Genomic DNA, 14,921 nt, shown 5'->3' with positions numbered 1-14,921 from the left:
TTATTTTTGAAAGCCATATCAATCGACCTAATTAATATTATACACAACAACACCAGCATTAAATATAAATAGGATAAAACCTAACTAAAAGTTAGGTTCAACCAATAATTGTGGAAATCAGATCAGGTTGATCGAATGGACTCTAAATCCGTTCAGTCGGGTTAAATTCCCGAGGTTTCCGCCATATGTGTTTCATTGTGTGAGAAATCACATAATGACAAACTCATTTTTCATTTTGTTTTAGTTTTAACATATGTATGAATACGGTTTATTTTACTGATCAATTTCGCATTCCAAAAAAAAGAGAGATATTGGGCTCTGTCAAAAGACTCTATTTGAACATAGATCAAGTTAATAGTCCACTGGCAGTTTTCTCATACATTCGCCCTTTATCAGTTGTTGTGAAAATATTTTCTTTACGCTCGATGAGCTTTTTCTCTTCCAGCGTAGAAAGATACTTGTTTGCTATTGTAGAATTCAGATTCGCTTTATAGACAATCTGAGTCTTCTTTGCACCATGCATGGCTATCTTTAAGATAGCTATAGAAATATCCAACCTACTGCGCCTTATAATAATGCACCCCCTGCATTTTACAAATTGTACCACTAATTCAATGATGTTATTCTAACCAATGAACATCATTTTTTCCTACTTCTATTTATGTAACTATCTATTTAACATTATCTATTTTACCATTATGCAATAAACATATTATTAATTGCGCAAATATGAAAAGTAGATAAATACGCACTACACTGATAACAGACAGACTTGTAATTCTTCTGTAATTGTAGTTCTATAGAAAAACTATCAAACCAATACCAACAGTTTTTCTACAGAGCCAAATTTTGTATTATCCCTCTAACTGGAAGAATGTCCTGAATATCGTAATAGAATCCAGAAAATCCTGTTTGCCCATCAATTCTCTGGTTGAATGCATTGCAAGCATAGGCACTCCTACATCCACAACATGAACAGGCATGTACTTACTAAGCAAAGGACCCAATGTTGTTCCACCCGGCTGGTCTGAATGATTCACAAATTTTTGATAGTTCACACCGGCTTTATCACATAATTGCTGAAAAGCTGCAATAGTCTCAACTTCTGATGCATAAGAACGGCTGCCACTGATCTTAATGGTCACGCCTTTGTTCATCACAGGCTTGTTAGTTATATCATTCTTTTCAGCATAATTCGGATGCAAGGCATGAGCACCATCTGCCGAAATAACAAAATAGTCTTTTATCTGACCTTCGGACTGTTGCTCTGTTCCTGCATGGACCTTTTCTAAGATCCTGCTCAACAATACAGAATCAGCACCCTGTTTTGTCATGGAACCGATCTCTTCATTGTCCATGAATGCAGCTATGTTTATCCCATCCTTATGCTCTAAGGCTACCAGAGCTTCCGCAGCAGCATACACCATGGACAGGTCATCAATTCTCGGGCAGGAGATGAACTCTTCTTTTGAGCCAACCAGCATGCCTTCTTCACAGCAATAAACATTCAGATCCATGTCTAGTATATCCTCACTATTAACACCAACTTCTGCTGCAACAAGATCCAGAAGATAGTTTTCCCTGACCTCATCTTCAATAAGCTGAGTCAAAAGAGGCTGCATTTCTTTCTGAACCTTGATTTCAGCATCTTTATTAGCATCACGGTTCATATGGATGGCCAGGTTCGGAATTGTAAGTATCGGCCTCTGGAAATCCAGGTGAATCACTTTAGGTTGCAGCACCTCATCAGACTTCACAGCTATTCTTCCTGCTACGGATAAAGGACGATCGAACCATGTATTGAAAATAGGACCACCGTAACGTTCCACATTAAGTGTCAGCATCCCTTCACTGCTCACTTCCGGATTTGGTTTTATTCTGAACGCAGGATTATCCGTGTGAGCAGCAATGATCCTCATTCCTTTTTTGAGTGATTCATTGCTTCCCACGGTAAAAACTACCAACATGGAAGGATAGGGTGAAAGATAGTATTTCCCTGCTGCTGAAAAGTTCCACGGCTCATTCAGATCCAGTTTTGAAAAGCCTTCAGAATTAAGACGTTCTATTAGAGTATCTACAGTCTGAACAGGTGTTGTTGCCTTTTTTATAAACTTAAAAAAATCACTGATATAATCCTTTAAATTGTCCATACTTACCACATTATAACAAGATATTTTATTTCTATAGTTATACAATAGTAAATAATAGATTTTCAGGATACTTAATGATGTAACCTTAGAAAAAAGTCTTCGGGAAATGAGGTTCAATTTATCAGATGGATGAGGACGATGAGTGCTCTTATAAATTTTTAGCAGCAGCACTTAAATAAAAAAAAGTGCCAGCGAGAAAAGATCGCTGGCTTTTTGGGAAGTGATAAACTACGTTATCACAGTGATTCATTCATCTTAAAATGTAAGTCCGAACTCTTCGAGCTTCTTGCGCGCACCGTCGTAGACCTTGACATACTCGTCAGTTGGTGTTACGGTTGTAATGTTATAACATTCCTGGAAGGTCTTGCCCTGTGGTGCATCTGCATAGTTGCCCTCGTAGGAACTTACAAGAGTATCAAGAACCTTGTTGACATCCTCGATGTCCATTCCTGCTGTTGCCCTTGCTGCTTCTCCCATCATCCTCGCTTCCATACCGGTTGTCTTATCCTGTACAACACCCTTTGCGGATGCTACACCGGAGAGGATCTCGCGTCCGGATGCTGTATCAGTGATGGACTGCGCAGCTGCTTCAAGAAGACACATCTCGGTACATGGACCTGCACATGGGTAATACTGGTTACCGGAAAGCATGTCAGTGAATTCTGAGATGGTTGCACATGCCCAGCCGGCTATCATGAGAGTTTCTCTTGTATTGGTTGATCCCCAGCGGATGTGAACCGGACCGTCAAGGTGCCAGCTTGCATTGCTCATTACAAAAGCGTTGATGTGGGTTGCGATGTTGACTATTGTGGTTTCTTCTATGCCACCGGCATATCCACCAAAAATAGGCATCTGTTCATCCATAATGATGTCACTGTTTGCGTTGTAGTGTGCAATCACACTCAGTGCATCAAGGTCGATCTTAAGCTCATTCAGTTGTGAAACTTCATGGCTGTCACTGCAGACCATGCCACCGGCACAGTCAGCAGAGATATTTCCCTGAGCAGACAGGGAAGTCTCTGGTCCCTATATGCCCATTCCAGGCCTGCCAGCCATGGCACATGCATTCTTGATGAGCCTTGTTTCGGTCTTTGCTGCAAGGACCTCGTACGGACTCTTTGGAATTGGTGGCTTACCACGGACTGTCATCATGACACCGTTGACAATTGTGTCGACTTCCTTCTCAAGAGCATAGCTCATATGAACAGGCATAAATACATCTTCGGAAATTGGTGAACCTGTTGGGCCACCCTGAACTATTGGCTTTCTCTTGTCGCCAACACTTCTCTTCTGGACCCTTACAGAATCCCTGCCTGTTCCCAGAACAAATTCTTTCTGGACGTTATTGATAGCGTCCCAGATCTCATCTTCAGTATATTTTACCACACGACTTGTATCGGTACAGAAAATACCGCAGTCAAGGAGCATCTCAAAACCTGCATTGAAAAGTTTCTGCATCATATCCTTGTCTGTTGGGACGAATTCACCCTTGAAATCAAGGCCGTACTTCTGTTTGAGTTCCATTGCCTTCATTGGAATGGTCATGAGATCCCAGTCATCCTGAGTTGTCTTCTCTCCCTTCTTTGCTCTCTCATAGAACTCGTAAACATCTAATGATCTTGAAAATGTCATTTTGTATGCCTCCTTATTGCATAAGACTGAGTGCAACTCTTGCTGCATCTGCTGCATTCTCTGCTGTTGCATCTGCTCCGATCTCTGCAATCCATGCATCGGATACTGGTGCTCCACCGAACATGATCTTGACAGAGTCTCTAAGACCTTCTTCTGCAAGCATTTCTACGGTGTCTTTCTGACCGAGCATTGATGTTGTCATAAGTGCTGAACCTACGAGCAATACCTTCTTACCCTTGTGTTTTTCAATTTCTTCAACGATATTGTCATTTGGTACATCTACGCCCATGTCAACGATCCTGAAGCCGTTTGCTTCAAGCATGGTTGTTACGAGTCGGTGGCCGATATCGTGAATATCTCCTTCCTGCACGTAAGTGACAGCAAGACCCACACCTTCGTCGTCTGCTCCTTTTTCTTCTGCAAGTACAGGTACAAGAATTTCCATTGCTGCATTCATTGCCTTGGCAGACATCATGATCTGTGGGAGATAGACCTCTGCTGCCTCGAATTTGTCTCCGATGATCTTCATTCCTGGTGAAAGACCATCGTTGATGATCTCAACTGCACTGAGTCCTGAATCCAGGGCTTCCTGGGTGGCTTCAGCACAGCCATTGATGTTCTGAGTGACAATTGTGTCTCTGAGTTTGTCTAACATTTCCTGATTGGACATATTTAGCCTCCTGATTAATCTTTACTCACTTTTTTTAAAAATCGAGAGAATAAAGAATATATGTACCTGATAGGAAAAATGATATAAATCATAAACTCAGTAAAACATGTCTATTGATAGTGAATTTGATAAATACAGAGAAAGATTGACTGCAAATTTAATGATTGCAATGGTATTATAGTATTTTAACAGCGTTGTAATTTTAACTTGCGTGTATTATAAACTGGAATGATTTTATCTATTATTATAACTGAAAAAATGTCGGACAAATTTAACGTAGAAATATTCCAGGTTCTAAAATGAAATTGGGAGAAACGTCACTCAAATTTAAACTTATTCTGTACATAGTTGCAGGAACTTTACTTGTGCTTGCAGTAAGTACTGCAATGACCATTTCCACTGTAACTACACAGGAAGAGGAACTTGCCTACAAACAGTCCATAGAAATGGCAAGAAATTATGCCAATGACTTCAATGGTGATATGGAAGCAAATCGTGCTATCGCCGAAACCATAGCTGTGAGCATGGGTAGCTACGATTCTATGAGCAGGGATGAAGCAAACAAAATGCTTTACAACCTGCTGGTAGAACATCCTCATTTACTAGGAACCTATGTAGCTTATGAACCAAATGCCTTTGACGGAAATGATGAGTTATATGTTAATTCCCAGGGACATGATGCCACTGGAAGGTTCATTCCCTACTGGAACAAGATCGACGGACCTATCATGCTACACCCTCTTTTGAATTATGATATACTGGATTACTACCAGTTGCCCAAAAAAACAGAAAAAGAAGTAATAACTGAGCCTTATTACTACGAAGGAGTATTCATTGTGAGCTATGTTACTCCTATCATGAAGGATGGGGAATTTATCGGTATTGGAGGAGTGGATGTTTCCCTTAATTACCTTGATGAGGAGATAAGTGAAGTAAAGGCATTCGATACAGGTTATGCATTTATGACCGGCAATACCGGTATCTTTGTTTCGCATCCAACCAACAAGGACTGGATAGGGGAAAATACACTTTATGATCTTGAAATTGAAGAAGTATCAAAAGCAGCTGATGAGATAAAAGAAGGGAAAAGTGGTCATGTGGAAATCATTGACCCGGACACTGGCGAAGAAGCAGTAATGTTCTATGAACCTATAAGGACAGGTAATTATTCTTTCGTTCTGGTAATTCCAAAGGATGAGATGCTTGCAGGTGTTTATACCCTTAGTAACAAACTTCTGCAGATATCCTTTGTAGCCATATTTTTTATGGCCGGTATCTCATATCTGATAGCACTGTCCTTTACAAGACCTATTAAGGAAATAGTTAGTGATTTTAAGAGTATATCAAAGGATGCGGTCAGAGGAAAACTTGATTCAAGAGCTGAAACAGATGTTGAGATCGATTTTAAGGAAATACCAATGGGTCTCAATGAGATCCTGGATGCCGTTATAACACCAATACGTGATACCATAAGGCTTACAAATGCACTTGCTATGGGTAAACTCAGTGAAAGATCCCATCTGAATGTTAAGGGAGAGTTCAAACAACTTGCAAACACATTAGATAGCTTTGCTGAGATGCTTGAAACTATAATCAAGGACTTGAGCCAGGTGCTTACTGCGGTACAAAAGAATGATTTCTCAAGAAAAGTACAGGTTTATGGAGAAGGTGATTTCCTTATACTTACCGAAGGGATTGAAAAAACAAGAGAAACACTGTCCAGGATGATAGATGAGCGTGAAAAGATAGAAGAGATACGTAAAAAGGAGATACACCATCGTATAAAAAATAATCTCCAGGTAATTTCAAGCCTGCTGGATCTTGAATCTGATAAATTTGAGAGTGAAGAAGTTGTTGAAGCTTTCAAGGAAAGCCAGAATCGTGTGATATCCATGGCCCTTGTCCATGAGGAACTCTACAGGTCAAAGGACATGGAAAGTATCGATTTTTCTGATTATCTTATGAAGCTTGTCAACGAGCTGTTATATTCATATGCGATAAACAAAGATCAAATTAAAATTAAAATGAATGTTGATCAAATTTTCCTTGATATGGATACGGCTATTCCTCTTGGAATGATAGTAAATGAAATTGTTTCTAATTCATTCAAACATGCATTTGAACCAGGTGAAGAAGGGGAAATATATGTGAACCTAAGTCTTGAAGACAGAAAGTTGAAATTGCTTGTCGGAGACAATGGTGCCGGTTTCCCTGAAAACATCAATTTCCGGGAAACAGAATCTCTGGGACTACAGTTAGTCACCACCCTTACAGACCAGATAGATGGTACTATTGAACTTGATAGAAGTAAAGGAACCAAATTCAAGATAATTTTACAATGAAATTTTCAGGTGAACTCATGGACGATACAAAAATATTAGTTGTTGAAGACGAAAGTATTATTGGTCTCAATATAAAAAAGAAATTAAAGAGTTTTGGATATACTGTACCTGCTATAGTTGCAACCGGGAAAGAAGCTATTAAAATGGCAGATATTACCTTCCCGGACCTCGTATTAATGGATGTAAGGCTTAAAGGGGACATGGATGGGGTTGATACCGCTGAGAAGATCAGAGAGAATTATGACATTCCTATTATTTATCTTACAGCATATTCCGATGACGAAGTCCTTGAAAAAGCAAAGAAAACAAAACCTTACGGATATATTGTTAAGCCTTTCAAAGCAGATGACCTTCACAGCAATATAGAAATGGCACTTTACAGACATAAAATGGAGAAAGATCTGCAATAGAAGCCCATAATCGGATAATAGATGTAGTAAAGTCATAATATTAATAATAAAATCAAACAGTTGATATGAATGAAAGCTTCTTTAGTAGATATAATTCTCAACTCTGAAAAAAGAAAAAATGTTCTACTACTTCTGATGGAAGGGGAAAAAAGTCGTGATGAGATAAAAACCAGTCTCAACGTTACTTCCACTGCCCTTATACCCCAGATCAAGAAACTAAAGGAACATGGTCTTGTTATCCAGAATGGAGATTACTATATCCTGACCAATATGGGGAAAGTATTGGTGGCTAACATGATACCTCTTCTGAATGCTGTAGAGGTCTTTGAAGAGAATAGAAAGTACTGGTTGAATCGTGACCTCAACGGTATTCCTGAATTCATAATGAAGAGATTCGGTGAACTGGGAAACTGTGTTATTATTGAACCCGATCTCAATTACCTGTTTGAATTCCCCAAGGAGTTCACAGAAAACATACACAAATCAAATTACGTTATGGCTTTTAATGCTTATTTCCATCCTGAATATCCTGCTATTTATTCCAACCTTGCAGAAAAGGGAATTCATGTATCTCTTGTTACAACCAATCCGGTCCATGAAAGAATGCAGGCAGATTATGCTGAAGAGATGAAAAAGTTCATTGATTATGAAAATACAGAACTGTTCGTTTCAGATGAAATGACAGGTCTTGCAACATTGGTTACTACAGATAGGTTCCTTTTCCTTTGTTTCTTTAATAACCAGGAACAATATGACCATACCATCCTTATGAGCTTTGACAGCAAAGCACTCCAATGGAGTGAAGAACTGTTCGCCCATTTTAAGGAAAGAGCAGAGAAAATTGAATGAATGTATTTGAAATAAACATCATTAAATGTTATCCTGACCATTTTGAATGATTTTTTTCTTAATAGAAGCATACGAGCTATCCGTTACTTTTGTAGAACCTGCAAATGACAGTTTTTCAAAACCAAAAAGAGAGGCAAATTCATCTACAGTTCTATCAAAATCTTTTTCATAACATAGTCCTGTATTCACTTTTGCCACATTTTTATAGCCTGAGTATTCAAAAACAAGTTTTATCATTTCGTTATCATTGGGATCCGGGGTTAATTTAGCAAGCACAAGCATCTCCCTCCAGTTCGCTGCCTGCATTGGTGTAAGGAAATATGTACCTTCACCTCTTTTTTCACCTTTTACAGCCTCAACATAAGCACCCCTGTTCTCAAAGGCCGCACAGATACAATCGTCTACTATCTCGCCATTTGCATCCTTTAGTATGTTCACCGGAATTTCCAGATAGGCAAAATCCTTTTCCAGTGAACCTAAAACATTTCCACAGAGACCATAAAAGACGAGTATGCCATCAAATAATTCACCATTCTTTTCGATGGATTTATAGACTTTCTCTTTAAGAAGTTGAGGTTCTCCATCCAGCGCAAACTCAAGAAGATGAAGAATAACTACAAAGTTCCCGGAATTTTCAACATTACGGACAACAGTTGAAGGCAGATCCTCAATAGATGTTTTTTCATATTCAATGGATACTTCATTCAGTTTCTTTTCAATCCCTTCGGTATTCTCATTCTCGATTAATACAAAGCGGGTATTTTCATCTTCTTCCTCGAATATATGAACGAGTTCATCTTCGAACATGCGACAGGATATCAAATACAAAAATGGCATTTTTCAACTCCATTCCAATTTTAAAGCAATAAATTCTATTTAAACTTACAACTCTTCATATGAGTTATACTGCAATATAGAATGATCGTCACAACCAAAAAAGTCTCCGGTAGCTGGCAGTATTTTCTTACAAACTACCGGATAAAAGGTTTCCTGCATAATTGGAGGTTATGCGGTAAAGAAAAATAATTGTTACAATGAGCATTGTCTTTCAATACTCATTGCAGCATTTTTTATTTCAGGTTATTTGCGGTTCGGCTCTTTTTGCAACATGGTTCTCATGCTGTGAGTAATACCACATTGGTATATACAGACCCAATACAAGTATTCCGACACCTGTGGAGAACCAGCTGCCTTCGATACTGTTGAGGTAGATTATACCTATCAGACAGAGAGGAATGTTAAAAAGACCAAACATGAGTGCAACATTCTTCCAGCCGGTTGGTGCCTTAAAAGGCCTGTCAAGACCTGCAAGATGTGGATCAGCTTTTGCCTTTACATATGCAAAGAGACTGATACCGTTTGCACAGACATATCCTATAGCTGATGCTGCAAGGATAGCTGTCGGGGTACCCATTGAGATGAGTGCCAGGTTGAAAATACCTATAACTACCATTGCAAGTACTGGTGTTCCATGTGAATTTACCTTACCGAAGGCCCTTGGAAGATTTCCTTCAACAGCCATTGAATGCATTGCCCTTGCAGAACCAAGGTAAGCTGTCTGAATGATAAGGACCATTGCAGCAATGAGCATAACAATAGCAATTGTGGAACCGATGTCACCAAGAGATGCCTGTGCAACAGGAAGCATAGGATCTATCGGTGCATTGGCAATGCCATCAATACCAAGTACACCTGTAACTGTTGTTTGTACAATCACATATGCCAGAAGACAGATAGCACCACATGTGAAAAGTGCCTTTGGAACATCACTTCCGGGGTTCTTGTATTCAGGTCCATAGATAGCTGCAGTTTCCCATGCACAGGCACTCCATTGTGCCATTGCGAAAATACCCAGCAATATGAGAATACTGTTCAGATCCCATACCCATTCTGTCGGTAGCCAGCTGCTTGTGATATTTGCAAGCACGAAATCACCTGTTACATATGGTGCAAGTGCAATTATGATCAACGGTACAAATGCAAGTGCTGCAAGTATGTAACCTACAAGCGCACCACTTGATACACCGCGGTAGTTAATAAGTATAAGACCTCCGAATATAACAATACCTGCAGCCAGTGAAAGCTGATATTCACTGAAAGTAGCTGCAAGCGAAGGGAACAGGCTATGCAGATAAAAACCTACAAGAATTGCAAAGATAGCAAGTACCGGATTCCAGGCAAACCAGTAACTCCATGCACTGAATCCACCTATAAGCTTACTTTTGTCATATTTTCCCTTATAATCACGCGTTTTGAAAACATTCTGTGCGAATCCAGGTAGCCCGGATGCCTTCGGGAAAGTTGTTGCTAGTTCACCATATGCCAGATTCTGCATGAATCCCTGGAATACGGAAAGACCCCATACAATTATAGCAGCCGACCACAGCCAGCCTGCAAAGTATCCAATTGACGGCAGGATCAACAAAGGTACACCCACAGCAATCGCAAGACCCTGTTTCCAGTCGATGGAACGCTCAAGTCCACTCTCCTCACCGGTCTCACATACAACTTTGGAACATTGTTCTGCATGATGCCAGTCTATTCCTTCTCCTTTTTCTTCCATTTCTTAATCACCCCTAATTTAAATATTACCTGACATCTCTGATTTCCCAAAAAGGAAACAGAGATGTCATTGTCACTTCAGGAACCCACCAATGGTCAGGTCACTATGAAAGTGATTTTTTACTCAACCTGATCCCTGAATTTCTCACAGCAGTTGATCTTAATGTCCAGAAGTTTTTCGATATTCATCTTAGCTGCAATTCCTTTTGGAGCACCTGCAACTGAAGTTATAACACCGATACCGAGTTCTTCTCTCAGTTCCCTCATCACATATTCATCGCTGAGGTCAGGGGTTGAAACTCCCAGTTTCTTTGCAACATAGTCCTTTGCATCAGCAATGCGCATGTTCTTTGAAAGCTGCATCCTGGCAACAAGGTCACCGGCAGCTCTTATTCCGCTCATTCCGGAGGTCATTATGTGGGAGATCGGCATACCCATCGGGTCGCCGACCCCTATCTATATACCATCCACGCCAGCAATCTCAACCATCGCCTTACTGGCCCTTGAAACGGCATCAATAGTTGGGGTCTCGAACATCGGGATACCGCCTACACCCATTCCCATATTAACGTGACAGGGAATTGGTGAATCCTTAACAGCTGCTTTTACGAAGGTTACAGCTCTTCCCAGATTCCATGGTGATGTCTTGCTGGTGTTTGTGTTAACAACAGGTCCGAAAACGTTTGCACCGGCCTTTGCTGCAAGTGGAGCCTGCTGGTGTGGCCACAGACCTGCAAGTACCGTGCCGTCATATTCCATTTCACCATGAAGTCCAAGCAAAAGCTCTCCTGCCATACCTGCCTCGATATAGATATCAGGGAACTGCTTTCTCAGAGCTTCTATGGCATGTAGTGATGCAAACATATCACCATCACCGGCAGCACCGATAGTATCAAAGTTGACACCGTCAGCTCCTGATGCCATCAGTCTCTGCATGATCCATACAGTATCCCTGGTAAGATGGTCAGCTGCGTGTTCCATGGATTCCTGAGCTTCCTTGATCTTGAAAGCTTTCATGAGGTCACCCGGATTCTCAAAAGGACCATCAGGTGTGTAGTAAAGACCCATATTTGGCATTGCACCGTAAAGAAGTGGAACTATCATATTCTGCTGGCAGACCTCCATTGTCTGCATTTCCTGTGCAATGACAGGTTTCACGGGCTTGAAACTGTAGTCTATATGACCAAGTTCCATTGTATCCGCACCGAATGCTCTTTCGTGCATCATTGAGCCTATCAGCCTGCTGGATGGTATACCAACACCACTGTTACCCTGGTCACCATCTATTCTGATGGTTCCGATATCATGGGTTACAGGGACTTCCTTACCTGGTTCCACTCCCACCATTCTGGAAGGTGTCATTAATATCTCTGCCAGTTTGTCAATTTCATCTCCGCTAAGCGCAGGGATTCCTCCAAGATCAGCTGCATCTGCACTACCTTCCTCAAGATCAGCCATAATCTGTTCTTTTGTCAGGAAAACTCTCTTTCCGTCTCCCATTCTCAATGCATATTCTGTTGTCATAATGATACCTCACTTAAAGCAGGAGTTCCTTTGCTTTTGACACTGCTTCACTTGCGTTCTCTGCATAGCAGTCAGCACCGATCTTCTCGGCCCATGCCTGTGTTGCAGGAGCACCGCCTACCATGACCTTTATGCCATCCCTCATGCCCTGTTCCTTGAGCATCTCAATGACCTCTTTCTGACCAGGTAATGTGGTTGTCATTAAAGCTGACATTCCAACCATGTTTGCATTTGTTTCCTTGATCTTGTCAATGAAATCCTGAAGTGGAACATCTCTTCCAATATCGTGAACTTCAAAACCGGAAGATTGCAGCATTGTTGAAACTATGGATTTACCGATATCATGGACATCTCCTTCAACTGTACCGTTGACTATGACACCGAGTTTCTTGCTTGCAGCGTCTTTTGGAAGGTCTGCTTCAAGAAGTGCCACACCAGCTTCCATTGCACCGGCCGCCATCATTACATGTGGCAAGAAGAGTTTACCTCTTTCAAAAAGAATACCAACCTCATTCATACCTGCAGCAAGACCTTTTTCGATGATCTCTGCAGGTGCTATGCCCCCGTCTCTTGCTTTTTCTACAGCTGCCTCAACAACGTCTTTTTTGCATGAGACAATGGCATCTGAAAGTTCCTTGAACGTTTCTTCGTTGCTAATAAAAATACCTCCTCAACCTTTTGCCTCAAGTTAATCATTGATAGTTTGAAACTTGAAGAGCAATCAGTTATAATTAAGCATAAGAAGAAAATGTATATATCATAAACTCAATAGAATGAGCCTATTGCTTCTGAATTTATTAGTGTTGAATGAATGTTTAAGTGCGATTTTATTATTACAACGGCGTTGTAATGTTAATTCATGAATGAGATTGTTAATTATGAAAAATTGATGTTATAGAAAAAATATAGCCAATGTTAACAGTTTTTGACAGTTTTGTTAGGACCCTTTTTTTATTTTTATACCAAACAAGGATATCCTAAAGATTCAGTTTTTTGAAGATTCAACAGGATATTAAACATTACCATGCCCTTTGACAATTCATGTATCATTGTAAAAATAGCCCGGAATCATGCTATATATCATTCTATCCTAGTGATTTTTAACCCTGGTTTCAGGGGGTCTATATCTATATGACAGGGATGCTGAACACATCCCTTTCACTTCCCAAAGTTCAGATTAGTTATTAATAGAAAAGTATATATATCATCTCTAATTCGTTCAATACGAAAAATACATATACCAGCAAATATGGACAATATATATATATGTCGACATCAAAAATATGCTTGTTACTCTATCTGATACAAGACCAGCAGAGATATTCCAAAAACAGAAACAATGGAAGCAAAAATATGACACACAACAACAAGGACCACAACTGGATACTGACATTTCTGGGATTCTAGGAATTGATCGGAAAAAAGGTTAGACTCCAGGAGCTGTTAGCATGGAAAGAAAACCACTTGATACACTTATTAGCAAAAATGGATTATGGGTGTCGCGCAACGGACGCCTTCACGGAGTGAAGAAGTGCGAGACATCACAGAAATACATCAGAATAGAAATGGATTGCGGGGATATTGTTACTGTACGCAATTCCAAAAACAGCAGGTCTGCAAGGGCCCTGAGGAACCATAAGTTCCAGAAACCCTGTAAACGCTGTCGTCTGTCAGATGACAGGATAAACGAATTTTCAAGGAAGATCTCAAGAAAAGATGAAACTGAGATCAAAATTGTTCGCTCTTTCAGGTTGGAGCCTGAAAAACCACCTGAATCTGTTACAGCAAAAATCACACAGGGAATTGAAAATATTAATTCCCCAACTCAAATTAACAATGAACCACGGGCTGGAATTACTGCCAACAGTGCTACCAACCACAGATCAACTCCAAAAACCGCTAAAAGCAGTTCCAGTCCTTCTAAACCTAATAAAAAGAAAACTTTCCAGCCTCAGAAGACAAAATCAATGAAAACGGAATTTACTTCCCTGCAAAAGAACAGGATACTCTCTCTTTTAGGACCTGGGGAGATGATCTCATTCTCAAAAGAAAAGAGGTCTTTTGCCGAGCTGGAATCCACCCTGACCTTGCAAAGAAAGAAAGATATCAGGGAAATGTATGAGAACAGCCGTGAAAACAATCTTGGGAAACTAGAAAGAACGATTACCGAATTCTTCGTTGACATGGGATTCCTCGAGGTTAAGTCACCAATTCTGATACCATTCGAATACATGGAAAGAATGGGAGTAGGTGAGGATAAGAAATTATCCGAGCAAATTTTCAGGGTCGGTGACAGCATGTGCCTGCGTCCCATGCTTGCCCCGGGACTTTACAACCACCTGAGAAAGTTTGATAATGTGCTCCCGGATCCTGTCAGGATATTTGAGATCGGACCATGCTATCGTAAAGAATCCGATGGTAACAGCCATCTTGAAGAGTTCACCATGCTCAATTTCTGCCAGATGGGATCAAACTGCAACAGGGAAGAACTGGAATACCTTATCAGCGAACTTCTGGATTTCCTTGAGATCGAATACAAAATTGAGGCAGACAGCTGCATGGTCTATGGTGACACCATTGATGTGATGCACAAGAAGATGGAACTCTCATCTGCAGTAGTAGGTCCTGTACCCATGGATATGGACTGGGGAGTGAACAAACCCTGGATTGGTGCCGGTTTTGGTCTTGAGAGACTTCTCAAGGCAAAACACGATCTGAAAAACATAAAGCGTGCCGGCAGATCTGAATCCTACTACAACGGAATAAGTATCAATCTGTGAGG

Annotated in this window: 10 protein-coding genes and 2 pseudogenes; 4 read left to right on the top strand and 8 right to left on the bottom strand. The window is 40.4% G+C overall.

Going from position 1 to position 14,921, the window contains the following annotated elements:
• Positions 1 to 346 precede the first annotated feature (346 nt).
• The 4 genes and pseudogenes from J2746_RS08845 to J2746_RS08830 form a co-directional block, all read right to left on the bottom strand.
• On the bottom strand, positions 347 to 556 hold the full coding sequence (locus J2746_RS08845) for a winged helix-turn-helix domain-containing protein (RefSeq protein WP_245250073.1): 210 nt from the start codon (positions 554 to 556) through the stop codon (positions 347 to 349).
• Between the two features lie 298 nt (positions 557 to 854).
• Positions 855 to 2,150, bottom strand: coding sequence for a M18 family aminopeptidase (locus tag J2746_RS08840; RefSeq protein WP_209619352.1), 1,296 nt, complete (start codon positions 2,148 to 2,150; stop codon positions 855 to 857).
• Between the two features lie 255 nt (positions 2,151 to 2,405).
• Positions 2,406 to 3,782: pseudogene (locus J2746_RS08835) on the bottom strand (monomethylamine:corrinoid methyltransferase).
• 13 nt (positions 3,783 to 3,795) lie between these two features.
• Positions 3,796 to 4,452 carry a methyltransferase cognate corrinoid protein gene (locus J2746_RS08830; RefSeq protein WP_209619349.1) on the bottom strand — a complete coding sequence of 219 codons (657 nt, stop codon included), beginning with the start codon at positions 4,450 to 4,452 and terminating at the stop codon, positions 3,796 to 3,798.
• 299 nt (positions 4,453 to 4,751) lie between these two features.
• Between J2746_RS08830 and J2746_RS08825 the strand changes: the two genes are divergently transcribed.
• The 3 genes from J2746_RS08825 to J2746_RS08815 all read left to right on the top strand — a co-directional run bounded on the left by J2746_RS08825 (position 4,752) and on the right by J2746_RS08815 (position 8,053).
• Complete coding sequence (locus J2746_RS08825) at positions 4,752 to 6,794, top strand: histidine kinase dimerization/phosphoacceptor domain -containing protein (RefSeq protein WP_209619345.1); 2,043 nt, start codon at positions 4,752 to 4,754, stop codon at positions 6,792 to 6,794.
• Positions 6,795 to 6,811: 17 nt separating this feature from the next.
• On the top strand, positions 6,812 to 7,204 hold the full coding sequence (locus J2746_RS08820; protein WP_209619343.1) for a response regulator: 393 nt from the start codon (positions 6,812 to 6,814) through the stop codon (positions 7,202 to 7,204).
• A 69-nt stretch (positions 7,205 to 7,273) separates the two neighbouring features.
• A complete protein-coding gene (locus J2746_RS08815) occupies positions 7,274 to 8,053 on the top strand; it encodes a helix-turn-helix transcriptional regulator (RefSeq protein ID WP_209619339.1) in 780 nt (259 codons plus the stop codon).
• A gap of 21 nt (positions 8,054 to 8,074) precedes the next feature.
• Here the strand turns inward: J2746_RS08815 and J2746_RS08810 are convergent, their stop codons facing one another.
• The 4 genes and pseudogenes from J2746_RS08810 to mtbC all read right to left on the bottom strand — a co-directional run bounded on the left by J2746_RS08810 (position 8,075) and on the right by mtbC (position 12,797).
• Entirely contained in the window at positions 8,075 to 8,890 is an 816-nt protein-coding gene (locus J2746_RS08810; RefSeq protein WP_209619334.1) for a DUF1638 domain-containing protein, read from the bottom strand.
• 238 nt (positions 8,891 to 9,128) lie between these two features.
• Positions 9,129 to 10,616: an APC family permease gene (locus J2746_RS08805; RefSeq protein WP_209619331.1), complete on the bottom strand. Its 1,488-nt coding sequence runs from the start codon at positions 10,614 to 10,616 to the stop codon at positions 9,129 to 9,131.
• A 119-nt stretch (positions 10,617 to 10,735) separates the two neighbouring features.
• Positions 10,736 to 12,139 (bottom strand): annotated as a pseudogene (mtbB, locus tag J2746_RS08800) ([dimethylamine--corrinoid protein] Co-methyltransferase).
• Between the two features lie 13 nt (positions 12,140 to 12,152).
• Positions 12,153 to 12,797 carry a dimethylamine corrinoid protein MtbC gene (gene mtbC / locus J2746_RS08795; RefSeq protein ID WP_209619780.1) on the bottom strand — a complete coding sequence of 215 codons (645 nt, stop codon included), beginning with the start codon at positions 12,795 to 12,797 and terminating at the stop codon, positions 12,153 to 12,155.
• Positions 12,798 to 13,587: 790 nt separating this feature from the next.
• Between mtbC and pylS the strand changes: the two genes are divergently transcribed.
• The gene (gene pylS / locus J2746_RS08790; RefSeq protein ID WP_209619327.1) at positions 13,588 to 14,919 is read left to right on the top strand and encodes a pyrrolysine--tRNA(Pyl) ligase; all 1,332 of its coding nucleotides are present in this window, start codon (positions 13,588 to 13,590) and stop codon (positions 14,917 to 14,919) included.
• The last annotated feature ends 2 nt before the right edge of the window (positions 14,920 to 14,921 follow it).

Source organism: Methanolobus bombayensis (assembly GCF_017873415.1).
GTDB classification, from domain to species: Archaea; Halobacteriota; Methanosarcinia; order Methanosarcinales; family Methanosarcinaceae; genus Methanolobus; species Methanolobus bombayensis.
Note: the sequence above shows the minus strand (reverse complement) of the source record. Positions and strands in the feature narration are given on the sequence as shown.